Source organism: Pedobacter suwonensis (assembly GCF_900111825.1).
Classification (GTDB): Bacteria; Bacteroidota; Bacteroidia; order Sphingobacteriales; family Sphingobacteriaceae; genus Pedobacter; species Pedobacter suwonensis.
In genome coordinates, this window is sequence record NZ_FOJM01000001.1 from 86,598 (window position 1) to 112,157 (window position 25,560).

Here is a 25,560-nt window from a genome sequence, read left to right on the forward strand (position 1 = left end):
TTATATCTTTTTATGTTAACGTGACAAACATAAATATATTCTATTAAATACATGGATTTTATAGTTTATTTTGTTTGTGTAAATCAATCTTCATTTAATGTTTGCCATTTTAATTTATTTGTAGAACTTCGGAATTATAAATAAAGCGGTATGGCTACAGAGAAAAAAATTGAAAACAACAATATATTATCGATAGATATTGGTGGTACGAGTATAAAAACGGTTCTTTTGGATGAAAGCGGCAATATGCTTAATGAATATGTAAAAAGTAAAACACCGCCCGAAGCTACACCAAAGGATATCGTAAAAGGAATTGTGGATCTGGTTAAGCCTTTTCCGCAAACTTATAACCGCATTTCCATTGGTTTTCCGGGCTATGTTAAAAATGGTATCGTTAAAACTGCACCGAACCTGGCGAAAAATAAATGGGAAGATGTAGATATTGCACAGCGTGTTGCTGATGTACTGGGGCATCCCGTGCGCCTGGTAAACGATGCCGATCAGCAAGGCTTAGGTGTAGTGGATGGAAAAGGTTTTGAAATTGTTTTTACTGTAGGAACAGGTTTTGGAACGGCACTATTATTTGATGGTGAACTACTGCCGCATTTGGAACTGGCGCATTTCCCGATTAACAAAGAAGAAGATTACGATGATTATATCGGGAATAAAGCTTTTGAAAAAATTGGCGCTGAGCGCTGGAATAAGCGGTTGAAAAAGATTATCGAAATTTATAAAACAGTTTTTAATTACGATACGCTCTATATTGGCGGCGGCAATTCTAAACACATCGATTTTAAATTAGAAAACAATATCAAACTTGTAACCAACAGAGACGGGATTAAAGGAGGTGCTAAACTTTGGAAACTGGCCGATAAGTACAATATTTTCACCGTCGAACCTAAAAAATAATAACCTTTTATTACAATCTTTTAACAACAATAAGTCCGATATTAATTTGTAAACCCTAATTTTGGGTATATTCTAAAACACAAAAAATGGCAAATAACGATTCTGAAAAATATAAGTTGGGAATGATCGGTTTAGGCACAATGGGCCGAAACCTATTGTTGAACATGGCTGATAAAGGCTTTTCCGTAACGGGTTATGATAAAGATAGCAAAATGATTGCTAAACTTGAAGAAGAAGGTAAAGCACATCAGTTGGAAGGCTTTAACGATATTGAAAGCTTTATCTCTAGTTTACAAACCCCGCGTACCCTGATTTTATTGGTACCTGCAGGCCCGATTGTAGATAGCGTTATTGCCGAATTAAAACCGCTTTTAAGCAAGGGAGACATCATCATCGATAGCGGAAATTCACATTTTACTGATACCAACCGCCGTGTTGATGAGTTAGAGAAAGATGGCTTACATTTCTTCGGAATGGGTATTTCTGGTGGTGAAGAAGGTGCACGTTTCGGTCCAAGTATGATGCCGGGCGGCGATAAACAAGCATACAATGTGGTTAAGGATGTTTTTGAAGCTGTAGCTGCTAAAGTAGGTACCGATCCCTGCGTTACCTACATTGGCCCGGGTGCTTCCGGCCACTTTGTGAAGATGGTACACAATGGTATCGAATATGCCATTATGGAACTTATTGCAGAAGTTTATGGTATCCTTAAAAATGGCTTAGGTTATTCAAATGAAGAAATTTATAAGGTATTCAAAAAATGGAACGAAGGCAGGTTGCAATCATTCTTATTGGAAATTACTGCTGAGATTTTCTTGTTTAAAGATACAGAGACAAAAAATGACCTGCTAGACCAGATTAAAGATGAAGCGCGTTCAAAAGGCACCGGAAAGTGGACTTCGGAAGTTTCAATGGAACTTCAGTTACCTATACCAACCATTAACGAAGCTGTTTCTAACCGCGATTTATCTAAATTTAAAGCCTTAAGGGTTTCTTTAGAAGAAGCATTTGGTAAAAATGATACCAAAATTGCGGTTACGGTTGAGGAACTCGAAGATGCATTTTACTTTTCAATGATCAGTGCTTACGCACAAGGGATGCATTTGTTGGTGCAGGCATCAAAAGAATATCAATACGATTTACAGTTGCAGGAAATTGCCAAAATCTGGCGTGGTGGCTGTATCATACGGGCTAAATTCTTGGAAGATATTTATCAGGCTTATGATAAAAACAATGCTCTGGAACATTTATTCGGTGATGCAGGTATTCAAAATATCATTAAAGATACTTTAAAGGGTACCCGTAATACAATTTGTGCTAGCATAAATGCTGGTTTAGGCATCCCTGCTTTTGCATCTACCCTAACCTACTTTGATACTATTACTACCGGAAGAATGCCTTCAAATTTAATCCAGGCACAACGAGATTTCTTTGGTGCGCATACTTTTGAGCGTATTGATAAAGATGGCGTTTTCCATGCCGATTGGAATAAATTATCTTAACCTAATAGACACACGAACAAAATATAAGATGAAAGCCAAAACCGCATTAAACCCCACCATTTTTGTAATATTTGGTGGAACAGGCGATTTAAATAAAAGAAAATTAGCACCAGCGCTATATAACCTGTTTATGGAGGGCTATATGCCTGAAAAATTTGCCATTATAGGTACCGGAAGAACAGAATTTACCGATGACAGTTATAAAACTGCATTGGAAGAAGCGGTAAATGAGTTTTCTCGTAGCGGGAAAGTTAAAAAAGACAAATGGGAAGATTTCGGAAATACGATCCATTATTGCCCTACCGATTTTGCTGAACCGAAAACTTTCGAAAATCTAAAAGCTGCCGTAGAAAAATATCAAAAAGAGTTTGGTGCTGGTACACAGGTCATTTACTATCTGGCAGTGGCGCCTAATTTCTTCCCTATTATCGCGGAGTGTTTGCAGAAATATAAATTAACGCAAGATGAAGATAATAGCCGCATCGTTATCGAAAAACCTTTTGGCCATGATTTAGAATCAGCAAAAGAGTTAAACGCATTGTTAAGCACCATTTTTACCGAAAAACAGATTTATCGTATCGATCATTATCTGGGCAAAGAAACCGTGCAAAACATGATGGCTTTCCGTTTTGCCAATGCTTTGTTCGAGCCATTATGGAACAGATCTTATATCGATCATGTCCAGATTTCAGTAACCGAACAGTTAGGTGTGGGCGATCGTGGAGGTTACTACGAAGGTTCGGGTGCTTTAAGGGACATGATCCAAAACCACTTGTTACAATTGCTCTGTTTGGTTGGAATGGAAGCGCCAATTAATTTTGATGCCGATGAAATCAGGAACCGCAAGGTAGAGGTATTAAAAGCAATGCGTCCTTTTTCTGCTGAAGATATCCGTTTTCATACGGTTCGCGGCCAGTATAGCAAAGGTTGGGTTGAAGGCAAGGAAGTTCCCGGCTACCGTCAGGAAAAAGGTGTTGATCCTCACTCTAATACCGAAACTTTTGCGGCAGTTAAATTCCATATTGATAACTGGAGATGGCAGGGTATTCCTTTCTATTTAAGAACAGGAAAACGCTTAAACCAAACTTCATCATTAATAACGATCCAGTTTAGAGATGTGCCACATCAGATTTTCTCTTCAGATGTAACGGAAAATTGGCAGCAGAACAGGTTGGTGATCAGCATCCAGCCGGAAATGAGTATCCGCATGCAGGTGCAGGCCAAAAGACCTGGATTAGACATGGTATTGAATCCTGTTGATATGGTATTTGATTATAAAGGCACTTACGAGGGCGATACACCGGAAGCTTACGAAACCTTGTTGTTGGATGCCATGATGGGCGATCAAACCCTGTTTATGCGAGGCGATCAGGTAGAGGCAGCCTGGGAACTGGTGATGCCGATTTTAAATACCTGGGAAAGCAAGAAGTCGATCAACTTCCCTAACTATCCGGCTGATAGCTGGGGACCTGAAGAAGCAGAAGCACTTATTGCAAGAGACGGTTTCCATTGGTTTAACCTGCCATTAAAGAACAAGGAATAATAAGTTAATGGCTTAAACAACTGTTGAATAGCCATAAACAAATTGTCATTCTGAGTGTGTCGAAAATTTATGATAAGGTGTTTCGACAAGCTCAACATGACATTATTTAATACATAAAAATGAATCTACTTATATACAAAACATTAGAAGAACTAAACCAGGATCTGGCAGATTATGTAATCAAAATTGCAGAAATGTCTATCGAAGAAAACGATCGTTTTAATTTCGTACTTACAGGCGGTAGTTCTCCTAAAGCGCTTTATCATCTTCTGGCTACAGAAGGACAGCATAGAATCGATTGGGAAAAAGTATATTTTTTCTTTGGCGATGAGCGCAACGTTCCGGCCAGTGATGATAACTACAATGGATTAATGGCCAAGAAAACTATTTTAGATCCGTTGGGTATTAAAGAGGATCATATTTTTTATGTAGATACTACTTTGGCACCGGAAAAAGCGGCTATTGAATATAAAAAAGCAATTGATCAGCATTTTAATGGCGAAGACATTGTTTTCGATTTAATCCTGCTAGGCATGGGCGATGACGCACATACCGCTTCGATTTTTCCGCACACTACATTGGTGAAGGATGAAGAAGTGAATGTCGCGGCTGTGTACGTGGAAAAACTAGATACTTATCGCATTAGTTTTACTGCACCATTAATTAATAAAGCAGATAATGTTGCTTTTCTGGTTTTTGGAGAGAATAAAGCCGAAGCACTTAAACATGTAATTGGTGATACAGAAAAAAATCCTGATCTGTATCCTTCTCAGCTAATCGATCCGATTGACGGTAAATTAACCTGGTTTGTAGATGTCGCTGCGACTAAATTGCTGGAAGATTAATGAAATGTGCATTCGGATGTTACCATCTGAATGTATAGCCAGGATTTTATGAGTGTCAGATGGTAACATCTGACACCACAGATAATGTGCTGTCGGATGTTACCATCCGACAGTTCTTAAAACCAGATTGGTCATGGTATCAGACCGAAACATCTGACACTTTGGTTACCTAATCCAACTTCTCTTCAATCAGCAATTTAATAATTCCATCAGCCATACCCACCTTAGGTACATAAATCTGTTTTATACCTGTCCACTTCATTAAGGTTAAATAAATCTCGCAGGCCGGGATAATCACATCTGCACGATCGGGATTTAAACCCAATACATGAATCCTTTCTTTCAGTGAATAACTGGTTAATTTATTATACATCGAATTTAGTTTCTGCAACGATAAAGGTGCATTTTCCTTTTCATCAGACATGCGGAACAATTTATTGATATTGCCACCTGTACCTATGCCTGCTAAATGTTTATAGGCTTTGGTATGCTCTTTAACCCAATCTTTCATCTCTTCCCAGGTTTCTTCCTTATCCTGGTTATCAAGCATTCTGATCGTACCGATATTAAATGATCTCGATGCCTCCGGCACACCCTTTACAAAAACAGATAACTCGGTACTACCGCCGCCAACATCAATATACAGGTAATTTTTATTTTCGTCTAATGCTTCTTCAATGTGGTTGGCGTATATGATATTGGCTTCGCGTTGTCCCTCAATAATTTCTAAAGTAATGTCTGCTTCTTTTTTAATCAGTTTAACAATATCTTCACCATTTTGGGCCTCGCGCATGGCAGAGGTTGCACAGGCCAGGTATTCAGAAACATGGTAAACATCCATCAGGTTTTTAAAAGCAATCATGGTTTTTACCAGATCGGCTGATTTTTTATCCGAAATATGTTGGTCCAGAAATGCATCATCGCCCAATCGTAGTGGCACACGTATAAGGGTATTCTTTTTATATTTATATTTCCCGTCTTGTTTGCTGATATCGGCAATGAGTAACCTCACCGCGTTGGAGCCGATATCGATAGCTGCGTATCTTAACATTATGATTGATGCTTGGTTTTTAAATAGTTATAAATATCCACCTGCGCCCTTATTTTTTTACTTAATCTGTTTTTATGATATTTATTGCTGTTAGTGGCATTTATTTGTCTTGATTTGGTATTATCTTGTAGCTGCAGATCAATGATATCTTGTATTTCCTGTTTAATATCGTGATCCAGCACCGGAAAGCCAACCTCAACACGATGTTCAAAGTTTCTGCTCATCAAATCTGCAGATGATAAATACATGTCGTTTTTGCCGTTATTTCCAAAAATATATACCCTTGCATGCTCCAAAAACTTATCGATAATACTAACCGCAGTAATATTTTCACTAAACCCCTTTACTCCCGGCACCAGGCAACAAATGCCGCGGATAATAAGCTGGATTTTAACCCCGGCATTGCTCGCATCATAAAGTTTTGATATAATGCCTTCATCGGCCAAACTGTTTACTTTTAACATAATATAAGCAAGTTTACCTTGTTTGGCATTTCTGATTTCGCGGTTGATAAAATTAACCAGTTTAGAACGGCTCTCCAATGGAGAAACAATCAAATGCTTGAAACCTTTGGTTACGGTACGCTTATTTAGCGCATCAAAAAGTTTAACCAGGTCGTTGGTGATCTCTTTCCTGGCCGTGAAAATGCTATGATCGCAGTATAACCCTGCGGTTTTTTCATTGAAATTCCCTGTTGCCAGGTTTGCATAGTATACCGCTTTATCTTTTTCTATCCGTTTAACCAGGCAGATTTTAGAATGGACCTTATAATCTGTTAAACCATAATTTACTTTAACACCTTCTTCCATTAACCGGCTTGTCCAGTAGATATTGGCCTGTTCATCAAAACGAGCTTTAAGTTCTAACAGAACAGAAACGTTTTTGCCATTTTTAGCGGCATTGATTAAGGCGTTGATTACTTTTGAGTTTTCGGCTAAACGATATAGGGTGATCTGTATCTCCGTTACTTTCGGATCAATGGCAGCTTCACGTAAGAACAAAATAATATAATCGTACGATTGATAAGGTAAATTGACCAAATAATCGCGCTGTGCAACTTTATTGAACATACTTTGCGTTCTATGCAGATCGTGAACCTTTAACGGTACATTTGGTGCATACTCCAATTCCTTTTTGCCCACATTCGGGAAAGCAATAAAGTCGCCGAATTTATGGTAGCGGTTACCCGGAATCAAACTTTCGGCTTCCAGTTTAAGCTTGTTTACCAACACGGTAAGCATATTCAGTGGCATGGCCGAATCGTAAAGCAAGCGCATAGGCTTTCCTTTTTTTCGTTTCTCTAAGCTGTTTTTTAAATCATCAATAAACTTGTCACTAATGTTTTTATCAATATCCAATTCAGCATCGCGCGTCAACTGAATGGAGTAAGCTTCCAAATTATCGTAAGTGAAAACATAAAAAATATCGTCTAAACAATATCTGATGATGTCTTCGGCAAGAATAATAAACTTTAAATCGTTTGTTTCGGGTAGTACCAAAAACCGGGGTAAATTGGGCGGAATTTCAATAAGTGCATATTTCTCTTTAACTTTTGTATCCTTTTTAGAAAGTTTGACAAAAAAGTAAAGGTACCGGTCTTTCAATTCCGGAAAAGGTTTATCCATATCCAGCATGATCGGAACCAGGTTGGATAAAATTTTATCCCTGAAATGATTTTTAACAAATTCTCCCCTGCTTACATTTAGCTGTGTGTCGTTTAAAATAAAAATCCTGTTTTGAGCAAGTTCGTTAATTAAAGTAGCCTGAAACAGCTGGTCGAATTTTCTTTCCTGTTTAACAACAATATTTTTAATCTCATTCAGAATTTTTTTCGGGTTAAATCCTAAAAGTGCTTTGGCTTTATCGTTCAGATTGGTGAGCCGGCTTATAGTGGCTACCCTAACCCGATAAAACTCTTCTAAATTGGAAGAATATATAGATAAAAATTTAATCCGTTCAATCAGCGGAACTGTTTCATCGGCTGCTTCCTGCAGTACGCGTTCATTAAAGTAAAGCCAACTGATTTCGCGGTTAAAAAATGGAATCTTCTTATTGCTCATCTAAAAAAATAAAAAATCCCTGCCAAAACAGGGATGTTCAAAACTGCAAATTATTTTGTTAAATCGATGTTAATTCATTTACATGTTAACGTTAACAAATTTATTTCTTGGTTGGTGTTTTTACATTTTTCTTTGCTTCAGAACTGCCTTTAGCAGCAGTTTTGTTCAGCGTTTCAGGTGTTTTTTCCGGTGCTTTATCTGCTGCTTTTTTGATTGTTTTAACTGTTTCATTTACGGCTGTTTTTGACTTATTCAATGGCTTTGCCAATACCTTTTCGGCCTTTTCTTCGGTCTCTATTGCGGCAACTTTAACACTTTGTACCACCGGTTTTGCTTTAGCGATAGCTTTTTTAACCACTTTTTCAGCAGATTTTTCAGATTTACTTACCGCTTTGGCAACAGGCTTTTTTACTTCTTTTGCCTTTTCTTGCGAGGCATGTAACAAACCATCAATTTTTTGACCCACATCAGACTTAACAATGGTAAATTTTTTGGTTAATTTTCTAGCCACCCGCTTACTTGCTTTACCCACCTCCGTACTGATTTCAGATACATCATGACCTAAACTTTTAATCACATCTAAAAATTGAGTAGTAATAGACTGTTCAAGCTGTTTTTTGGCTTCCTTTTTTATAATCTTTTTTTGAGACTTCGGCTTAGGGGTTTTCATATTATTTTCGTTTTTTTGTGAGAATGGATTAATTTCTATTAAATCTACTTATTTTTTTACTTTAAAGCTAAAACCATGCCTTCTTTTGATATTGTAAGTAAAGTTGATGCGCAGACATTAGACAATGCCATTAACAATGCTAAAAAAGAAATACTGAACCGATTCGACTTTAACGGTTCAAAAAGCACAATCGATCTGGATAAAAAAACAAATGTGATAACCATTGTGACTGAAGACGATATGCGTTTGAAAGCTATTGAAGGATCTATTATTTCCCGGATGATGAAGCAGAATTTGGATCCAAAAAGTTTAAACTTCGGCGATGAACACCAGGCCTCGGGTAACATGATCAGAAAAGAAATCAGCATCAAAGAGGGATTGGATAAAGAAGCGGCGAAAAAAGTGGTAGCCAAAATCAAAGCCAGCGGGTTAAAAGTTCAGCCTGCCATCATGGATGATCAGGTTCGGGTTACGGCCAAAAAAATTGATGATTTACAAGCTGTCATCAGTCTTTGTCGAAACGAAGATTTTGATCAGCCATTACAGTTTATCAATATGCGTAATTAGTTTAACTGGTTAACTGTTAAAATCGGTTAATTATAAATAATAATCTGATAATTAAATGGTTAGCCAAATTTAAACAATTAACTGATATCAATTATGGAAATCAGCGAAAACGGTTTTATATTTTCTGATCAAAAAGAACGCTTAGATCTCGAAGCTATCCACCAGTATTTAAGTGTCGAATCCTATTGGGCGAAAGGCATTCCTATAGCTACCGTAAAACGATCCATTGAAAATTCATTATGTTTTGGTATTTATAAAGATCATGTGCAGGTAGGTTTTGCCCGTTGGGTAACCGATAAAGCAACATTTGCCTGGCTTTGCGATGTTTACATAAGCGAGAATTACCGTGGGTTGGGCTTGTCAAAAAAAATGATGTCATTTATGATTTTCCATCCGGATTTGCAGGGCCTGAGGCGTTACCAATTGGCTACTTTAGACGCCCATGGCCTCTATGAACAATTTGGGTTTTCAGCTATTCAAAATCCCGAAAGGCAAATGGGTATTGTGATTCAAAATCCATATCGTTAAGGGCCAGAAGAGATATCAAAAACCTTTTTTCGGGTATCTTGTTTCTCATACATATTAAACATTGAGAAAACATGAAAAAGATATTTCTATTGTCGACAGCTTTTGCCCTGGCACTTTCTTTTGAGGCCTGCCAGACTGCAGATAAAAAATCAGCAACTACTAAAGACAGCGTTGCTGGCGACACCACTATGGTAAACGGTAATCACGTTGCCGGATCAGAAAGTACTGAATCTGGAGTGGATGAAGCAGGTGCTACTTTTTTAAGAAAAGCGGCCGTTGGCGGTATTATGGAAGTTGAAGCGGCTAAGATTGCAGCCCAGAATGCAAAAAGTGCAGAGGTGAAAGAGTTTGCGGCTAAAATGCTTGCCGACCATGAAAAAGCCAATGCGGAATTAAAAGCATTGGCTGTAAATAAAAAAGTAATTACCCCTGATGCCTTACCAGCTGATGAACAGATTCATTTAGATGGTATGAAAAAAATGACTGGTGCAGCCTTTGATAAACACTATATGGATATGATGGTTACCGATCACGAAAAAACGGTAGCATTATTCAAAAAAGGTACCGAAAACCGCGATCAAAGTATTAAAGAATGGGCTGCGAATACTTTAAAAGTAATCGAATCGCATAACGAGATGGCTCAGAAAATTGCCGCTGGCTTAAAATAGGTTATCAAGTTATCCTACATTTAACTAGTCGTCGTTTCGAACCTGGTATAACGAAGTCGGGAAATCTTTTCAGATAGATTTCTCCATTCCGTATAAAACTGGTCCGGCACGACGACTTTTTTTATTTTTAACGGCCTTAACTGTTATAAAAGCACATCAATATCAATTTAATTTAAACACAATTTCTTTCAACAAAAAATTAAAATTAACTTTCGCCGTTTAATACAAAAATATATAAATGAACAAGAGTAGAATTTTTAGAACATTGCTGGGTATTGCAATTGTAAGTGCAGTACCAACTTTGGCTCATGCGCAAAAAGCCAATTGGCAAAACCTCGACCTAAAAAGCGATAGCACATTCGGAATCAGTACGGAGAAAGCATATAAAGAACTTTTAAAGGGTAAAAAATCCGTAAAAGTTATCGTGGCTGTAAATGACGGTGGTGTAGAAGCTACACACGAAGATCTGAAACGGATTATGTGGGTAAATACCAAAGAGAAACCCGGCAATGGTAAAGATGATGATAAAAATGGCTACATCGACGATATTAATGGCTGGAATTTTATTGGAGGACCAAAGGAATCTGTAAATTTTGAAACCTTAGAGCTGACCCGTTTGGTTCGTCGGGATCAGGCACGCTTTGCCAATACTACAGATGCAAATGTAGCAGAAAAGGATAAAAAGGATTTTGAAGCGTTTAAAGCTGAAAGGGCCGAGTTGGAACAAAAACTGGCCGAAGCAAAAGAAAACTTAGCGGGTATTACAGGTTTTAAAACAGCTTTAGATGCTGTAGTACAGAAAATTGGTAAAGAAAATCCAACAGCAGAAGATTTTAAAAACTTTAAGCCATCTACGGCGATTGAAGGCCGTATCCAGGGAATATTGATCCAACAACTGGAAAAAGGCAGTTTTAAAGATTTTTACGAAGACCAGATTAAAGAAGGATTGGACTATTATACGCGCCAGGCTGAATATAACTTAAATCTTGATTATGATCCACGTTCAATAGTTGGTGATGATCCAAATAATGATAAAGAACGGTTTTATGGGAATAACGATGTTGCAGGCCCTGATGCGATGCACGGTACACACGTAGCAGGTATTATTGCAGCAGATAGAACCAACAAAATTGGAATTTTAGGTGTAGCCGATAACGTAGCTATTATGGGCGTGCGTTGTACGCCAAACGGTGATGAAAGGGATAAAGATGTAGCAAATGCAATCCGCTATGCAGTTGATAATGGCGCTAAAGTAATCAACATGAGTTTTGGTAAAGCTTATAGCTGGAATAAAGCAGTTGTTAACGAAGCAATGAAATATGCGGCATCTAAAGATGTATTGATTGTTCAGGCCGCAGGTAACGAGAACAAAAATATTGATGTTGAAAATAATTTCCCTAACCACAAGGATTTAGATGAGAAAACTATTGCATCATGGATTACCGTTGGTGCTTCAGGTCCTAAAGATGATGAGACTTTGAAAGCTAGTTTCTCTAACTATGGTAAAAACCAGGTTGATGTTTTCGCGCCAGGTGTACAGATTTATTCCACCGTACCAGGTTCTAAATACAAAAGCTTGGATGGAACCAGTATGGCCTCTCCGGTTGTGGCTGGCCTGGCTGGCTTAATCCGTTCTTATTATCCAAAATTAACGGCAGCGCAGGTAAAAGAAATTATCGTTAAATCGGTTACCAAAGTAAACCACAATGTAGAATACGCGAAAGGCGAAGGTCCTGATGCCGAAAAAGTTTCTGTTCCTTTTTCTGATCTTTGTATCAGCGGCGGAATTGTAAATGCTTACAACGCATTAAAATTAGCAGCAACTTATTCAGGTAAGTCAGTTGCTAAGTAATTTTTTCAGATTGTCATTCCGAGCGAAAGCGAAGAATCTTCAAGCTGTTTTCCTTAACAGAAAAATAAAAATGCGTCCCAATGTAAAATCTGGACGCATTTTTTGTTTCGGGTGTTTAGAGAAGTCGGGTTTCAAAAACTTCACTTCTCTCGTTTTAAGCCAATATCTTATCAGGTGTGATGGGTAATGTTCTGATCCTCTTTCCCGTAGCGTTAAAAACGGCATTGGCTACTGCAGCAGAAAAGCCGATCAAAGCAATTTCACCCATACCTTTTGCACCCATCGGGTTAATGTAAGGATCAGGCTTATTGATGAAATTAACATCGATTTCCGGTACATCAGCATTCACAGGAACGTGGTAATCAGCAAAGTTGTTATTGATGTATCTTCCATAACGGTGATCGATTATTGATTCTTCTGTTAAAGCCATTCCTATACCGCCAACTGCGCCGCCCACCATCTGGCTTCTGGCGGTTTTCGGACTCACAATGGTTCCTGAATCACCTACAGAAACAATTTTACTTATCTTTACCACTCCTGTCAGGTTATTTACTTTTACCTGTACAAAGTGAATGGAGAACGAATACATCGAGTAATTATCTCTTTCCTTACCACCCTGACTCTCTTTTGTTATTTCTATTTGCGGCAGATTATTCTTTTTCAAAACATCAACAAAATTAGATGTTGCATCCATATTTGAATTTGCTGCGAGTTCGGCAATGGTAGATTTTAAGGCTACACAAACATCATTCACTGCCGAGCCTACGGTAGATAGTGTAGCCGAACCGCCCTGACTTGGCGCTGGCGGTAAAGATGAATCGCCTAATTCGAAAGTGATTTTATCTACAGGAATACCCATCAGTTTACTGGCAATTAAAGTCATACCGGTTCCTGTACCAGGACCAATGTCACTTGTTGCACTTTGCAAAAGAAGCGATCCATCGGCTTTTAAAATGCCTTTTACGCTGGCTTTACCCCTATTGGCATTAAATACACCAACACTTACCCCGTAACCGGTTTGCCATGGCCCTTCAACTATACTGCCCGGTTTGTTTTTTCGGTTGCGCCAGCCAATCTTCTCAGCTCCCATTTTATAGGCCTCTTTAATATTCTTGCTGGAAAAAGGCTTGTTTTTTTGTTGATCGGTTTCAGGATCATTTTTAATTCTAAATTCCAATGGATCCATGTCTAGGGCATGCGCCATCTCATCAATCGCGCTTTCGAGCGCAAAAGCTCCGGTGGCTTCCCCTGGTCCCCGCATCCATATCGGCACGCCCAAATCAACCGGAACAATTACATAAGAAGTATTTACATTATCGCATTGGTACATAAACTTCGCCATGTTCACTACACCTTCGGTAAAGTTCTCATAAGCAGACGTTTCACCATACGCCCTATGCGTAATGCCCGTTAGCTTGCCATCCTTATTTGCACCCAAACCAATGGTTTGTATGGCCGCTGGCCGATTACCTACCATCGTAAACATCTGCATTCTGGTAACAACCAGTTTTACAGGTTTGCCAATGTGTTTAGAAGCCATTATTGTGGCGATCTCCAATGGCCATGTGCGTAAGGCCATCCCAAAACCACCACCCACAAACTCCGAGTTCACCTGGATATTTTCCATTGGGATTTTAAAAACATTCGCAATGGTACCCTGCGTAGCTTTTACGCCTTGTGTTTTGGCATAAACGGTAAGCTGGTTATTTGGTCTCCAATCGGCAATAATCCCATGTAATTCCATTGGGTTATGTGTCTCAATTGGAAGAAAGTACCTTTCTTCGAGCTTTACCTCTGCAGTTTTATAAGCATTTTCTTCACCACGTTTATAGTCGGCCTGCCCCTGTAGCTTTTTAGCTTTCGGATCTTTCAGCGCTTTTTCAAAATCAGTATTAAAAGTCTCTTTAGCATAGGTTGCCTTAACCAATGATGCTGCATAAGTTGCCCTTTCAAAAGTATTGGCCACCACAATAGCTATGGGCTGTCCGTTATAGAAAATCTTATCGGTATAAAAAATCTTCATCTGCGGTCCACCCTCCTGTTCGTAAGCCGCCGCCGGGGGCTTATTCAGGTGCGAAATCACCGCGACCACTCCAGGAGCTTTTTCGGCAGCCTTCGTTTCAAGTGTGGTTATTTTCCCTTTAGTAATGGTACTGGTTACCAACACACCGTAGGTTAAACCAGGTAAATCATATTCAGCAAAATATTTGGCTTTCCCGGTCACTTTCAAGAATCCGTCTACTCTGTCGTTTTCATCTTTTAGCATATTCTTTTCCATAACTAGGCTTTTGATTTTGCTAGGTTTAAGGCCTCAATAATTGTATTGGGTGCAAGTTTTAGCTTGAAGTCGTTTCCTCCAAAGCTTTTTGCATCTTTCATGGCCAGTTGCGCAGCCTGCTCAAAATTGGTTAAGCTGGCTTCTTTTCCTTTTAAGAAAATCTCAGATGCGGTTAAACGCCAGGGTTTATGTGCCACGCCGCCCATGGCCAGCCGAACATCAGTAATTTTATTATTGACGATTTCAAAAGCTGCCGCTACTGATACCAGTGCAAAAGCATAAGAAGCCCTATCCCTGACTTTTAGATAATGGTAATTTTTGGCCAGGTTGTTTGTAGGGATTTCCAAACCTATAATCATTTCATCGGCCTTTAAGTTATTGTCTAACTGTGGTGTATCTCCGGCTAAGCGATGAAAATCTTTAAATGATAGTTTGCGTTCTCCTTTTGCATTGGCCAATATCACTTCAGCGTCTAAGGCAATTAAGGCTACACACATATCGCTGGGATGAACAGCAATGCATTTTTCTGAAGTTCCGAAAATAGCATGCATGCGGTTAAAACCTTCCATTGCTCCACATCCTGTACCGGGCTGGCGTTTATTACAAGGCATTTCGATATCGTAAAAATACCCACAGCGCGTACGCTGCATCATGTTTCCGCCAACCGTAGCCACGTTTCTGAGTTGCGCTGACGCGCCGGCTTGTAAAGCCCGGGAAAGTAAAGGCAGTTTCTCTTTAATCAGGGGATGATCTGCAACTGCCGTATTCGAAGCCAAAGCACCGATATGGATTTTATTCCCGATCTGCCTGATTTGTTTCAGCGGTACGTGGTTGATATCAATAAGTTTTTCCGGTGCGGTAACACCTCTCTTCATCAGATCGATTAAATTGGTACCACCTGCCAGGAATTTGGCATTTTTATCTTTACCCAATAAAGCAATGGCTGATTTTGCTGTGGTTGTTCTGAGGTATTGAAAATTGATCATACGGTTTCACCTCCTTCTTTCACTTCAATAATTGCATCAACTATGTTTGGATAAGCACCACACCTGCAGATATTTCCGCTCATGTATTCGCTTATTTCAGCCCTTGAATTGGCATGGCCTTCACGAACACAGGCTACTGCCGACATGATCTGCCCTGGTGTACAGTAGCCGCATTGAAAACCGTCATGTTTGATAAAAGCAGCCTGCATCGGATGTAAAGTATCGCCATTTGCCAAACCTTCTATCGTGGTTATTTTCTTTCCCTCATTCATCACTGCTAAGCTGAGACAAGCGTTTACCCTTTGTCCATCTACATGAACAGTGCAGGCGCCACACTGGCCATGATCACAACCTTTTTTAGTACCCGTTAAGTGTAATTCTTCACGCAGATAATCTAAAAGGGTTACCCGGGGTTCTACCGTTGTTTGATAAGTTTTGTTATTTACGGTAAGCTTTAGGGGTATTTTCTCAAAAAGTTCGGCAAAACGTTCATCGGCATTATTTTCTGCTGCTTTAATTGCGGTACCAGGCGTTAGTGCAATGGCCGTAATTACTGAGGTCTTTTTAAGAAAATCGCGCCTGCTATCACCTTGATTTGGTTTCTGTTCAGAAGATTTCATAGTTGGATGTTTATAAATGGTTGCGTTACCAGAATCTTCATTATTATCAATTCTTCGATAAAAATTAACCGTTTTTCCGGTATTTCCATCTCTAAATTTAAAATAAAAACTAAAGCTAATTTCCTTAAAATTGATAGGTAAAAGAAAAGTTACGCCCCGAAGTTGATACCAACATACATAAAACCGACAATTTCAAGAAAAGTTCGAACTTTTGTACTACAATTATTGCCTTTCTACCGGGTTAAAAAAATGAGAATGATTTTGATTTAAGGGAAAAAAAATCAAATTCAGAATAGTCATGATCATTTTGCGTTTAACCTGAATGATGGTAACTCAGTCTAAAATCGTTTTCCTTTAAGTACCCTGATTTCTGATCCTTCTGCCAGGAAAACAGAATCTGGCTCGACATGGTTTAAGAAAGCAAAATCATTACCATAGTTTATCCCAAAATTGACGTTGATTTTATAACTTTTTATAGGATAAACTTGCCAGCGCGGATGTTCTACCCCATATTCAGAGGTTTTATTGTGGCCAATTTTAGTGTATCCCCAGTAATGTTCGGTAATAAATTCTTCTTCGCTACCCGGTGCAATTTCTTCAGCCTTAGCATTGGCAGTAATCTGAAAATTATGCCATGTTTCACTTTTCCAAAGATAATCCACCTCAAGCTGGTTTTCCTGTTCTACCCAAACATGTTTCATGGGTAAAGTTTGATATTTTTCTTTATAAATGGCATTGGCAACAAATGTGATTGCAGGCAAAGGAACAATTTCTTTAACAAAAACAACTCCTCTTTTCCATTCTTTACCATCTTTATACCGAACATAGAAGCGCAGGTTAACTTCCTCGAAATTTGTATGGAATGGAATATTAAAGCCAAGTAACTTTACATTCATAAACATGAAACCCACTAAGCTCACATAATACTTTCCATTCCAGCTATCTAATTCGGTGTGCGGAGGAAGATACTTTAAAAGAATTTGCTCATCTACCGCATATTGCGCAAGTGCTAACTTTCGCCATTCCGCAGTTAAGAAAACACCTTTTTTAGCTGTCATTATATAACAGCTTGTCTTAAACGAACTAATTTGATTAAAGTTTCTTCGAGCAAATCTAAATGAAGCATGTTGGCTCCATCTGATTTGGCATTTGCAGGATCAGGATGTGTTTCGATAAATAAGCCATCAGCACCAACGGCAATGGCTGCTTTTGCAATAGTTGAAATCAGTTCGGGTTTACCACCGGTAACTCCGCTGCTTTGATTAGGCTGTTGTAAACTATGGGTACAATCCATTACCACAGGCACACCAAAACTTTGCATTTCGGGTAAACCGCGATAATCTACAATCAGATCCTGATAACCAAAGGTATTTCCACGATCGGTTAAGATGACCTTATTGTTGCCTGCCTCTTTTACCTTTTCAACCGCAAATTTCATTGACCCAGCCGATAAAAACTGGCCTTTTTTTACATTTACCACTTTCCCCGTTTCTGCAGCAGCAACTAATAAATCGGTTTGGCGGCACAAAAAAGCCGGAATCTGCAGTACATCAACATACGCAGCAGCCATCGCGGCTTCACCACTTTCATGGATATCGGTAACGGTTGGCACACCAAATTCTCTGCCGATCCTTTCTAAAATGCGTAACGCTTTTTCATCGCCAATGCCCGTAAAAGAACTTCCTTTACTTCTATTTGCCTTGCGGTACGACCCCTTAAAAATGTATGGAATCTGCAGTTTATCGGTAACCGTAATAATCTTTTCAGCAATTCTCATGGCAATATCTTCGCCTTCAATCGCGCATGGACCCGCCATTAAAAAGAAATTCCCTGAATCTGTATTTTTTAATTTATCTAAATAGTTTAACATTGTTGAGATGTGAGATGTGGGATTTGAGACATGAGATTTGAGACTTGTGTTTCTCTCAGATCTAACGTCTCAAATCTCATATCTGATTTTTAGTTTCCTAATTCTGACATAAATTTTATCCGCATCAATTGAATTTCTTCCCGGGTGTAATCGGTTTCGCCCAGTTCATTTAGTGCTTCGTCTATAGAATCGCTTTCAGCTGCCCTGAAGTAATCAAAAACTTCATCCTGCCTATCATCGTCAATGATTTCATCAATAAAGTAGTTCAGGTTCAGTTTGGTGCCGGAGTTTACAATCGACTCTACTTCTTTCAGGATTTCTTCGTAAGTGATGCCTTTTGAATCGGCAATGTCTTCCAGGCCAATCTGTCTGTCGATATTTTGGATGATTGATACTTTCATCTGCGATTTATTGGCCTGCGTTTTAATGATCAGATCAATAGGACGTTCGATGTCGTTATCCTCCACATATTTTTTGATTAATTCAATAAAAGGTGCACCGAATTTCATTGCTTTACCCGAACCTACACCAGAAATCTGGCGAAGTTCTTCCATGGTAATTGGATAATGGGTACACATTTCTTCTAAAGACGGATCCTGGAAAACCACAAATGGTGGAACGCTTTTTTGCTTCGCAATTTTTTTACGCAGCTCTTTGAGCAACGATAAAAGATGGGTATCCAAAGCACCTGTACCTTGTTTTACATCTTCATCATCATCGTCGGTACTGTTTCCTATCGGCTCATTTAATATGAATTTGAGGCTGTAAGGATTAACGATAAAATCTTTTCCCTGTTTAGTTAATTTTAATAAACCGTAATTATCGATATCCTTAAAAAGATAATTATTTAAAACCGCCTGGCGGATAATGGATTTCCACATCAGCTCACCGTCCTCCTTGCCGATTCCAAATTCAGGAACCTTACTATGTTCATAAGCAATGGTTTGCGCTGTTTCCAGACCTAAAAAGACATTTAACAGGTGTGCATCATCGAACTTCTCACCGGATTTTTCAATAAACTTTAATAAGGTAGATAACTGGCTTTCTACTTCAAACTGTTTTTTAGGCTTTTTGCAGTTGTCGCACATGCAGTTGCAGCCGGTTTCGTTAAAGTTTTCGCCAAAATAGTGTAAGATCTGCTTACGACGGCAAACGCCGGATTCTGCATAATCAATCACTTCCTTTAATATCTGTGTACCAATCTCTCTTTCAGAAACCGGTTTATCTTTCATAAATTTTGCCAGTTTATCTACATCTTTTTGAGAGTAGAAAGCAATGCACACGCCTTCGCCACCATCACGTCCGGCTCTACCGGTTTCCTGATAATAACCTTCCATACTCTTAGGCACATCGTGGTGGATGACAAAGCGTACATCTGGTTTATCGATCCCCATACCAAAGGCAATCGTTGCAACAATTACCTCGGCATCTTCCATCAAAAATTTATCCTGTGTTTCGGCCCTGACTTTCGGATCTAAACCTGCATGATAAGGCAAGGCACTGATTCCATTCAGGTTTAAAGCTTCGGCCACTTCCTCTACCTTTTTACGGCTTAGGCAATAGATAATCCCTGATTTACCCGGATTAGACTTGATATATTTAATGATTTCTTTGGTGATATCTTTTTTAGGACGGATTTCATAAAATAAATTCGGCCGGTTAAATGAAGATTTGAATAACGTGGCTTCCGTCATGCCCAGATTCTTCATAATGTCCTGTTGTACCTTTGGCGTAGCCGTCGCAGTTAATGCAATAATCGGGATATTATTCCCCAACCCTGCAATAACCTGTTTAATCTTACGGTATTCCGGCCTGAAATCGTGCCCCCATTCAGAGATACAATGTGCCTCATCAACGGCGACAAAGGAAATTTTAATCAGGTTTAAAAATTCAATGTTATCCTGTTTTGCCAAAGACTCTGGCGCAACGTACAATAATTTAGTCTGACCGCTCAAGAGGTCAGATTTAACTTGAGTAATTTCAGATTTGTTTAAGGATGAATTAAGAAAGTGAGCAATACTGTCATTTCCACCAAAAGCCCTTAATTGGTCTACCTGGTTTTTCATTAATGCGATTAAAGGAGAAATCACAATTGCTGTACCCTCGCTCATTAAAGCGGGCAACTGATAGCAAATAGACTTCCCTCCGCCTGTGGGCATAATAACAAAAGTATTATTGCCTTCTAAAATATTGGTAATGATCGACTCCTGATCACCCTTGAAATTATCAAACCCGAAGAAATTTTGTAGGTTATCAAATAACGACTTTTTCACGTCCATTTTGTGTAATAAAATATGCGATGCTATTTTTGTATCCAAAATAACATAATTTTACAAGAATTTCAAGTATTAACAAACAATTATTTTCTCTTTGAAAAGTAAAAAATCCATAATCCAATCAGCTATAGGCACTTTAGAGCTTGAAGCAGCTGCAATATTAAATGTTGCGAAAAACATTAACGGCGATTTTGAGAAAGTCGTATCAAGCATTCTAAATAGCAAAGGACGGGTGATTGTAACGGGCATAGGTAAAAGTGCAATTATCGCGCAGAAAATAGTGGCTACTTTTAATTCAACAGGTACACCCGCTATTTTTATGCATGCTGCAGATGCGATCCATGGCGATTTGGGCATGATCCAAATGGATGATATTGTCATTTGCCTTTCCAAAAGCGGAAATACGCCTGAAATTAAAGTGCTTACTCCCTTATTGAAATCAGCTGGCAATCTACTGATTGGTATGGTTGGCGAATTAAATTCTTTTTTGGCAGAGCAGGCCGATCTGATTTTGAATACCGCTTTCGAAAAAGAGGCCTGTCCGCATAATTTGGCGCCAACAACCAGTACAACTGCGCAATTGGCATTGGGTGATGCTTTGGCCATTTGTTTGTTAGAATGTAGAGCGTTTAACGAATCTGATTTTGCAAAATATCACCCGGGTGGATCTTTAGGTAAAAAACTATATTTAAAAGCGCGTGATTTAGCCCTGTCTAACGAAAAACCAGCTATACATCCTTCTGCATCAGTTAAAGATGTGCTGATCGAAATTAGTAAAAACCGTTTGGGGGCCGTAGCTGTTGTAGATAGCGACGATAAGGTACTGGGCATTATTACCGATGGTGATGTTAGGCGGATGTTGGAAAATAATACTACTATTGCAAACTTAAAAGCAGAGGATATCATGGGCAGAACACCAAAGAGCATACAATTTGATGCTTTAGCTGTCGATGCCCTGGATATTATTAAGCAAAACAATATTACCCAGTTGTTAGTTCTGGAACAAAATACTTACTTTGGCATCATCCATTTACACGATCTTTTGAATGAAGGCATTGTGTAATTTTAAATTATAAAATGAATAAAAACTACTATGCATTAATTATGGCCGGTGGCGTTGGAAGCCGCTTTTGGCCGGTGAGCAGAACAGAATATCCAAAACAATTCATAGATTTTTTCGGTGTCGGAAAAACCCTTATTCAAAGCACTTATGAAAGATTTCTGAATATCTGTCCCCCGGAAAATATATTTATCGTTACCAACGAAATTTATACCGGTCTGATTAAAGAGCAGTTACCACTGTTAACGGATAACCAGATTTTGGCCGAGCCTTTAATGAGAAATACAGCACCTTGTATAGCTTACGGAAGTTTAAAAATCGCAGAATTAAATCCTGATGCGACCATTGTGGTTGCGCCATCAGATCATACCATCGCTAATATTGATGGCTTTGTGGCATCCATTGAGCAATCTTTAGAAGCAGCATCCAAAAATGATTGTTTAATCACGTTGGGAATTAAACCGAACCGTCCGGATACTGGTTACGGTTATATTCAGCATACTGATTATGTGCTTAATACCGATACTGACCTGCATAAGGTTAAAACCTTTACCGAAAAGCCAAATTTAGATTTGGCTAAATCATTTATACAAAGTGGTGATTTTTTATGGAATGCCGGGATTTTTATCTGGTCTGCCAGAGCGATATTAAAGGCTTTCGAGAAACATCTGCCAGATATGTATGAAATATTTAATGTTGGAAGGACTGAGTTGAATAAGGCCAGTGAAAAAGAATTTATCAATAATGCCTATTTCCAATGCACCAATATTTCAATAGATTTTGGAATTATGGAGAAGGCAGAAAACGTTTACGTACTTCCATCTGATTTCGGATGGTCTGATTTAGGTACCTGGGCGTCTATTTATGAAATGGCTGAAAAGGATTATGTGGGTAATGCCGTTATTCCTTCAGAACAGGTGCTGATGTTCGATTCATCAAATTGTATGGTAAATGTTCCAAAGGATAAATTGGTGATCTTACAAGGGCTGCATGATTATATTGTGGTTGAAAACAATAATATGCTTATGATCTGCCCTAGAGACGAAGAACAGAAGGTTAAAGAGTTTGTTGCGGAAGTTAAATCCAGATTTGGAAATAAGTTTATCTAAGGATGGATAATGTGAGATGTAAAATGGATGATGTGGCATAGTTGCATCATCCATTTTGCATATTCTATTGTAGAAAGATCCTGAAACAAGTACTATTGACAGAATTCATTAGGGCGGTCGTCATCCGATAGCTATCGGATCTCGCGTATGCGGGAATCTTAAAGCGATTGCATCCATCTCCCCTTTTCCATTAAATTGTGCTTACAGATCCTGAAACAAGTTCAGGATGACGGATCTGGTTGAATTCCATCATCCATCTTTCCTTTTCCATTAAATTTCGTTTAAAGATCCTGAAGCACGTTCAGGATGACGGATCAGGTTGAATTCCATCATCCATCTCCCCTTTTACATTAAGTTGCGTTAATAGATCCTTAAACACCTTCAGCATGGCGGATCTGGTTGAATTCCATTATCCATCTCCCCTTTTACATCTTAAATTGTTATATCCTCTGCCTAACTGCCTCGTATAAAATTACCCCGGCAGCTACCGAAACATTTAATGATTCAATTTTTCCTGCCATAGGTATTTTAGCTAAATGATCTGCTACCCTCAAAAGGTCGTTAGAAATGCCTTCATCTTCTGAACCCATTATAATTGCTGTAGGCATGGTATAATCGGGGGCGTAAATAAAATCATTGGTTTTTTCAGTACAGGCCACAATCTGCAGACCACTCTCTTGCAGAAACAAGCAGGTTTTATGCAGGTTGGCATGGCGGCAAATCGGAATGCTGAATAATGCACCTGCAGAAGTTTTAATCGCATCCGCGTTAATCTGTGCCGCATTTTTTAACGGAACAACTATGGCGTGAACACCTACACAGGCAGCCGTACGTGCTATTGCACCCATGTTGCGCACGTCAGTTACACTATCTAAAACCAGAATTAGCGGCACTTCGCCCTTTTCGAAAACAGCAGGAATAATGTCTTCAATATTTTGATAGGTAATTGGAGAAATGACAGCAATGACGCCCTGATGGTTTTTCTGCGACATGCGGTTCAGCTTTTCTACAGGAACCGAATTTAATGGTATAAGTGTATCCTTTAGAAGGGCTTTCAGCTCCAGAAAGAGTTCACCTCCCAAACCGCGTTGCTGATAAATGGTTTCAATGTCTCTTCCTGCTTTAACGGCTTCTATTACGGCCCTGATGCCGAATACAAACTCATTATTCTCTTTTGCCCTTTGCGGTCTTCTAAAATTATCCATGTTTTAAAATTGTTAGGCAAAAGTATTCAATTAAAATGTTTTGACCCTAAACAATATGTAGCTTATTAACATTTAATTGTTTAAAATTTTTAAAGCCTCATAAATGCGATAAAATTTAATTTGATTATCCCTCAATTTGTTAACAAACGGCTAGTAATTATTCAAACAACCCCATCAAAATTTGCTTACTTTTGTAGAATGAGTATCGATAACGAACAAGGCGGAAAGAGTAGCATGACTGCTAGAAAAAGCAGGTTAAGTAACACCATAAGTTCACAGGGGAAAATCCCCCCACAGGCATTAGACCTGGAAGAAGCTGTTTTAGGTGCATTGATGCTCGAAAAAGATGCACTCTCAGCGGTAATTGATGTTTTAAAGCCAGAGGTTTTTTATAATATCGCACATCAGAAAATTTTTGAAGCGATCCATATCCTTTTCCAGAAATCGAAACCGGTAGATATTTTAACGGTAACTGCCGAGCTCCGTACTTTAGGAGCCTTAGAAATGGTTGGTGGCGCTTATTACATTACTCATTTAACTAACCGTGTTGCTTCTGCAGCAAATATTGAGTTTCACGCGCGTATTATTTCTCAGAAATACATTCAGCGTGAGTTGATTAGAATTTCGACGGAAATCATTACCAATGCTTACGAAGATACCACAGATATCTTCGACTTATTGGATCAGGCTGAAAAAGGCCTTTTTGAAATCGCCCAGAATAACCTGCGTAGAGATACACAAAAAATGGACGATATCGTTAAACAATCACTGGCTACACTCGAAGAACTCCGTACCAAAACCGATGGTTTAACTGGTGTGCCAACCGGGTTTACCGGTCTGGACCGTATTACCGGAGGTTGGCAAAAGCAGGATCTGGTTATTATTGCTGCGCGTCCGGCGATGGGAAAAACCGCATTCGTATTAACCTGTGCACGTAACGCTACTGTTGATTTCCAAAGACCTTGTGTAGTATTCTCGCTGGAGATGTCTTCAGTTCAGCTGGTTAATCGTTTAATTTCAGGAGAAGCAGAAATCGAGCAGGAAAAAATCAGGAAAGGAAATTTACAGGAATGGGAATGGCAGCAGTTACACAGCAAAATTGGACGTTTAACCGAAGCGCCCCTATTAATTGATGATACACCTGCATTAAATATTTTTGAGTTTAGGGCAAAATGCCGGAGACTAAAATCACAATACGATATCCAATTGGTTATTGTCGATTACTTGCAGTTGATGCATGGTAAAGGTGAAGGAAAAGGCGGAGGTAACCGTGAGCAGGAAATCGGTAGTATTTCAAGGGCACTTAAGTCAGTTGCAAAAGAACTGGATGTTCCGGTTCTGGCATTATCGCAGTTAAGTCGTGCGGTAGAGAGTAGGCCTGGTTTACAGGGAAAACGGCCTATGCTGTCTGATTTACGTGAGTCGGGTTCTATTGAACAGGATGCGGATATGGTATTGTTCTTATACCGGCCAGAATATTATGGTATTACCGAAGATGAGCAGGGACGATCACAGGCTGGTATCGGTGAGGTAATCATTGCGAAACACCGTAATGGTGAAACCGGAATTGTACCGCTTAAATTTGTGGGTAAATTTGTTAAGTTCCAGGATCTGGAAGATGATTTCAATGCGCCGCCAAATTCATTTGCTGCCGATCCTTCCGCTGGAATGTATCCGTCTCAGGATTTTGAAAAACAAAGCAATGTGATTATCCGTCCGTCAAAAATGGACGACTACAATGACGATGATCCACCTTTTTAATCATCTTTGATCGTCATTTCGAGCGTAAGAGAAATTTTTGGTTATGATGATCCTAAAAGATCGGTATTTATAAAAAAGAAGCTGTATCATAAGTACAGTTGTCATCCTGAGGGATAATTTATGATATAAAAATCAATATGATTGACGTTTTTTCCTTCGCACAATTCTTGCCTCGGCTCACCGCCGCCGAAGGGCTCTTA

The 25,560-nt window shown here is 39.0% G+C and carries 21 protein-coding genes; 11 read left to right on the forward strand and 10 right to left on the reverse strand.

What is annotated here, in order from left to right:
* Window positions 1-150: 150 nt before the first annotated feature.
* From BM107_RS00375 to pgl, 4 genes are all read left to right on the forward strand, one after another.
* Window positions 151-909 carry an ROK family protein gene (locus tag BM107_RS00375; RefSeq protein ID WP_090979022.1) on the forward strand — a complete coding sequence of 253 codons (759 nt, stop codon included), beginning with the start codon at window positions 151-153 and terminating at the stop codon, window positions 907-909.
* Between the two features lie 86 nt (window positions 910-995).
* Window positions 996-2,411, forward strand: a complete 1,416-nt coding sequence (gene gndA, locus BM107_RS00380; RefSeq protein ID WP_090979026.1) for an NADP-dependent phosphogluconate dehydrogenase — start codon at window positions 996-998, stop codon at window positions 2,409-2,411.
* A gap of 28 nt (window positions 2,412-2,439) precedes the next feature.
* A complete protein-coding gene (zwf, locus tag BM107_RS00385) occupies window positions 2,440-3,954 on the forward strand; it encodes a glucose-6-phosphate dehydrogenase (protein ID WP_090979943.1) in 1,515 nt (504 codons plus the stop codon).
* A 119-nt stretch (window positions 3,955-4,073) separates the two neighbouring features.
* A complete protein-coding gene (gene pgl, locus BM107_RS00390) occupies window positions 4,074-4,799 on the forward strand; it encodes a 6-phosphogluconolactonase (protein ID WP_090979030.1) in 726 nt (241 codons plus the stop codon).
* Between the two features lie 169 nt (window positions 4,800-4,968).
* Here the strand turns inward: pgl and BM107_RS00395 are convergent, their stop codons facing one another.
* The 3 genes from BM107_RS00395 to BM107_RS00405 form a co-directional block, all read right to left on the reverse strand.
* Window positions 4,969-5,850 carry a Ppx/GppA phosphatase family protein gene (locus BM107_RS00395; protein ID WP_090979033.1) on the reverse strand — a complete coding sequence of 294 codons (882 nt, stop codon included), beginning with the start codon at window positions 5,848-5,850 and terminating at the stop codon, window positions 4,969-4,971.
* Window positions 5,850-7,910: a polyphosphate kinase 1 gene (ppk1, locus tag BM107_RS00400; RefSeq protein WP_090979036.1), complete on the reverse strand. Its 2,061-nt coding sequence runs from the start codon at window positions 7,908-7,910 to the stop codon at window positions 5,850-5,852. The genes BM107_RS00395 and ppk1 overlap by 1 nt, the downstream gene beginning before the upstream one ends.
* Window positions 7,911-8,010: 100 nt before the next feature.
* On the reverse strand, window positions 8,011-8,580 hold the full coding sequence (locus BM107_RS00405) for a hypothetical protein (RefSeq protein WP_090979040.1): 570 nt from the start codon (window positions 8,578-8,580) through the stop codon (window positions 8,011-8,013).
* Between the two features lie 75 nt (window positions 8,581-8,655).
* Here BM107_RS00405 and BM107_RS00410 point away from each other — a divergent pair, with 75 nt between their 5' ends.
* The 4 genes from BM107_RS00410 (at window position 8,656) to BM107_RS00425 (ending at window position 12,195) form a co-directional block, all read left to right on the forward strand.
* Complete coding sequence (locus BM107_RS00410; RefSeq protein WP_090979043.1) at window positions 8,656-9,147, forward strand: YajQ family cyclic di-GMP-binding protein; 492 nt, start codon at window positions 8,656-8,658, stop codon at window positions 9,145-9,147.
* Between the two features lie 93 nt (window positions 9,148-9,240).
* A complete protein-coding gene (locus BM107_RS00415; RefSeq protein WP_090979046.1) occupies window positions 9,241-9,675 on the forward strand; it encodes a GNAT family N-acetyltransferase in 435 nt (144 codons plus the stop codon).
* Window positions 9,676-9,746: 71 nt separating this feature from the next.
* Window positions 9,747-10,343: a DUF4142 domain-containing protein gene (locus tag BM107_RS00420; protein ID WP_090979050.1), complete on the forward strand. Its 597-nt coding sequence runs from the start codon at window positions 9,747-9,749 to the stop codon at window positions 10,341-10,343.
* Window positions 10,344-10,581: 238 nt separating this feature from the next.
* Window positions 10,582-12,195, forward strand: coding sequence for a S8 family peptidase (locus BM107_RS00425; RefSeq protein ID WP_090979055.1), 1,614 nt, complete (start codon window positions 10,582-10,584; stop codon window positions 12,193-12,195).
* 154 nt (window positions 12,196-12,349) lie between these two features.
* Here the strand turns inward: BM107_RS00425 and BM107_RS00430 are convergent, their stop codons facing one another.
* The 6 genes from BM107_RS00430 to recQ all read right to left on the reverse strand — a co-directional run bounded on the left by BM107_RS00430 (window position 12,350) and on the right by recQ (window position 20,228).
* Window positions 12,350-14,473, reverse strand: a complete 2,124-nt coding sequence (locus BM107_RS00430) for a xanthine dehydrogenase family protein molybdopterin-binding subunit (protein ID WP_090979058.1) — start codon at window positions 14,471-14,473, stop codon at window positions 12,350-12,352.
* A gap of 2 nt (window positions 14,474-14,475) precedes the next feature.
* A complete protein-coding gene (locus BM107_RS00435; protein ID WP_090979061.1) occupies window positions 14,476-15,459 on the reverse strand; it encodes an FAD binding domain-containing protein in 984 nt (327 codons plus the stop codon).
* On the reverse strand, window positions 15,456-16,079 hold the full coding sequence (locus BM107_RS00440; protein WP_090979064.1) for a (2Fe-2S)-binding protein: 624 nt from the start codon (window positions 16,077-16,079) through the stop codon (window positions 15,456-15,458). The genes BM107_RS00435 and BM107_RS00440 overlap by 4 nt, the downstream gene beginning before the upstream one ends.
* 338 nt (window positions 16,080-16,417) lie before the next feature.
* Window positions 16,418-17,137 (reverse strand): YqjF family protein, encoded by a 720-nt coding sequence (locus tag BM107_RS00445; RefSeq protein ID WP_090979067.1) that lies wholly within the window; start codon window positions 17,135-17,137, stop codon window positions 16,418-16,420.
* The gene (gene kdsA, locus BM107_RS00450; RefSeq protein ID WP_090979070.1) at window positions 17,137-17,949 is read right to left on the reverse strand and encodes a 3-deoxy-8-phosphooctulonate synthase; all 813 of its coding nucleotides are present in this window, start codon (window positions 17,947-17,949) and stop codon (window positions 17,137-17,139) included. Before kdsA ends, BM107_RS00445 begins: the two co-directional genes overlap by 1 nt.
* 89 nt (window positions 17,950-18,038) lie before the next feature.
* A complete protein-coding gene (recQ, locus tag BM107_RS00455; RefSeq protein WP_090979074.1) occupies window positions 18,039-20,228 on the reverse strand; it encodes a DNA helicase RecQ in 2,190 nt (729 codons plus the stop codon).
* A 91-nt stretch (window positions 20,229-20,319) separates the two neighbouring features.
* Here recQ and BM107_RS00460 point away from each other — a divergent pair, with 91 nt between their 5' ends.
* Window positions 20,320-21,288: a KpsF/GutQ family sugar-phosphate isomerase gene (locus BM107_RS00460; protein ID WP_090979077.1), complete on the forward strand. Its 969-nt coding sequence runs from the start codon at window positions 20,320-20,322 to the stop codon at window positions 21,286-21,288.
* Window positions 21,289-21,302: 14 nt separating this feature from the next.
* Window positions 21,303-22,394 (forward strand): mannose-1-phosphate guanylyltransferase, encoded by a 1,092-nt coding sequence (locus tag BM107_RS00465; protein ID WP_090979080.1) that lies wholly within the window; start codon window positions 21,303-21,305, stop codon window positions 22,392-22,394.
* Window positions 22,395-22,834: 440 nt separating this feature from the next.
* Here the strand turns inward: BM107_RS00465 and rlmB are convergent, their stop codons facing one another.
* The gene (gene rlmB, locus BM107_RS00470) at window positions 22,835-23,599 is read right to left on the reverse strand and encodes a 23S rRNA (guanosine(2251)-2'-O)-methyltransferase RlmB (RefSeq protein ID WP_090979083.1); all 765 of its coding nucleotides are present in this window, start codon (window positions 23,597-23,599) and stop codon (window positions 22,835-22,837) included.
* Between the two features lie 198 nt (window positions 23,600-23,797).
* On the opposite strand from rlmB, the gene dnaB reads away from it, so the two are divergent.
* On the forward strand, window positions 23,798-25,360 hold the full coding sequence (gene dnaB / locus BM107_RS00475) for a replicative DNA helicase (RefSeq protein WP_090979087.1): 1,563 nt from the start codon (window positions 23,798-23,800) through the stop codon (window positions 25,358-25,360).
* The last annotated feature ends 200 nt before the right edge of the window (window positions 25,361-25,560 follow it).

Bases quoted from the DNA above. Each gene is read 5' to 3' on its own strand.
- BM107_RS00375 (WP_090979022.1), top strand. From the start codon at position 151: ATGGCTACAGAGAAAAAAATTGAAAACAACAATATATTATCGATAGAT.
- gndA (WP_090979026.1), top strand. From the start codon at position 996: ATGGCAAATAACGATTCTGAAAAATATAAGTTGGGAATGATCGGTTTA.
- zwf (WP_090979943.1), top strand. From the start codon at position 2,440: ATGAAAGCCAAAACCGCATTAAACCCCACCATTTTTGTAATATTTGGT.
- pgl (WP_090979030.1), top strand. From the start codon at position 4,074: ATGAATCTACTTATATACAAAACATTAGAAGAACTAAACCAGGATCTG.
- BM107_RS00395 (WP_090979033.1), bottom strand. From the start codon at position 5,850: ATGTTAAGATACGCAGCTATCGATATCGGCTCCAACGCGGTGAGGTTA.
- ppk1 (WP_090979036.1), bottom strand. From the start codon at position 7,910: ATGAGCAATAAGAAGATTCCATTTTTTAACCGCGAAATCAGTTGGCTT.
- BM107_RS00405 (WP_090979040.1), bottom strand. From the start codon at position 8,580: ATGAAAACCCCTAAGCCGAAGTCTCAAAAAAAGATTATAAAAAAGGAA.
- BM107_RS00410 (WP_090979043.1), top strand. From the start codon at position 8,656: ATGCCTTCTTTTGATATTGTAAGTAAAGTTGATGCGCAGACATTAGAC.
- BM107_RS00415 (WP_090979046.1), top strand. From the start codon at position 9,241: ATGGAAATCAGCGAAAACGGTTTTATATTTTCTGATCAAAAAGAACGC.
- BM107_RS00420 (WP_090979050.1), top strand. From the start codon at position 9,747: ATGAAAAAGATATTTCTATTGTCGACAGCTTTTGCCCTGGCACTTTCT.
- BM107_RS00425 (WP_090979055.1), top strand. From the start codon at position 10,582: ATGAACAAGAGTAGAATTTTTAGAACATTGCTGGGTATTGCAATTGTA.
- BM107_RS00430 (WP_090979058.1), bottom strand. From the start codon at position 14,473: ATGGAAAAGAATATGCTAAAAGATGAAAACGACAGAGTAGACGGATTC.
- BM107_RS00435 (WP_090979061.1), bottom strand. From the start codon at position 15,459: ATGATCAATTTTCAATACCTCAGAACAACCACAGCAAAATCAGCCATT.
- BM107_RS00440 (WP_090979064.1), bottom strand. From the start codon at position 16,079: ATGAAATCTTCTGAACAGAAACCAAATCAAGGTGATAGCAGGCGCGAT.
- BM107_RS00445 (WP_090979067.1), bottom strand. From the start codon at position 17,137: ATGACAGCTAAAAAAGGTGTTTTCTTAACTGCGGAATGGCGAAAGTTA.
- kdsA (WP_090979070.1), bottom strand. From the start codon at position 17,949: ATGTTAAACTATTTAGATAAATTAAAAAATACAGATTCAGGGAATTTC.
- recQ (WP_090979074.1), bottom strand. From the start codon at position 20,228: ATGGACGTGAAAAAGTCGTTATTTGATAACCTACAAAATTTCTTCGGG.
- BM107_RS00465 (WP_090979080.1), top strand. From the start codon at position 21,303: ATGAATAAAAACTACTATGCATTAATTATGGCCGGTGGCGTTGGAAGC.
- rlmB (WP_090979083.1), bottom strand. From the start codon at position 23,599: ATGGATAATTTTAGAAGACCGCAAAGGGCAAAAGAGAATAATGAGTTT.
- dnaB (WP_090979087.1), top strand. From the start codon at position 23,798: ATGAGTATCGATAACGAACAAGGCGGAAAGAGTAGCATGACTGCTAGA.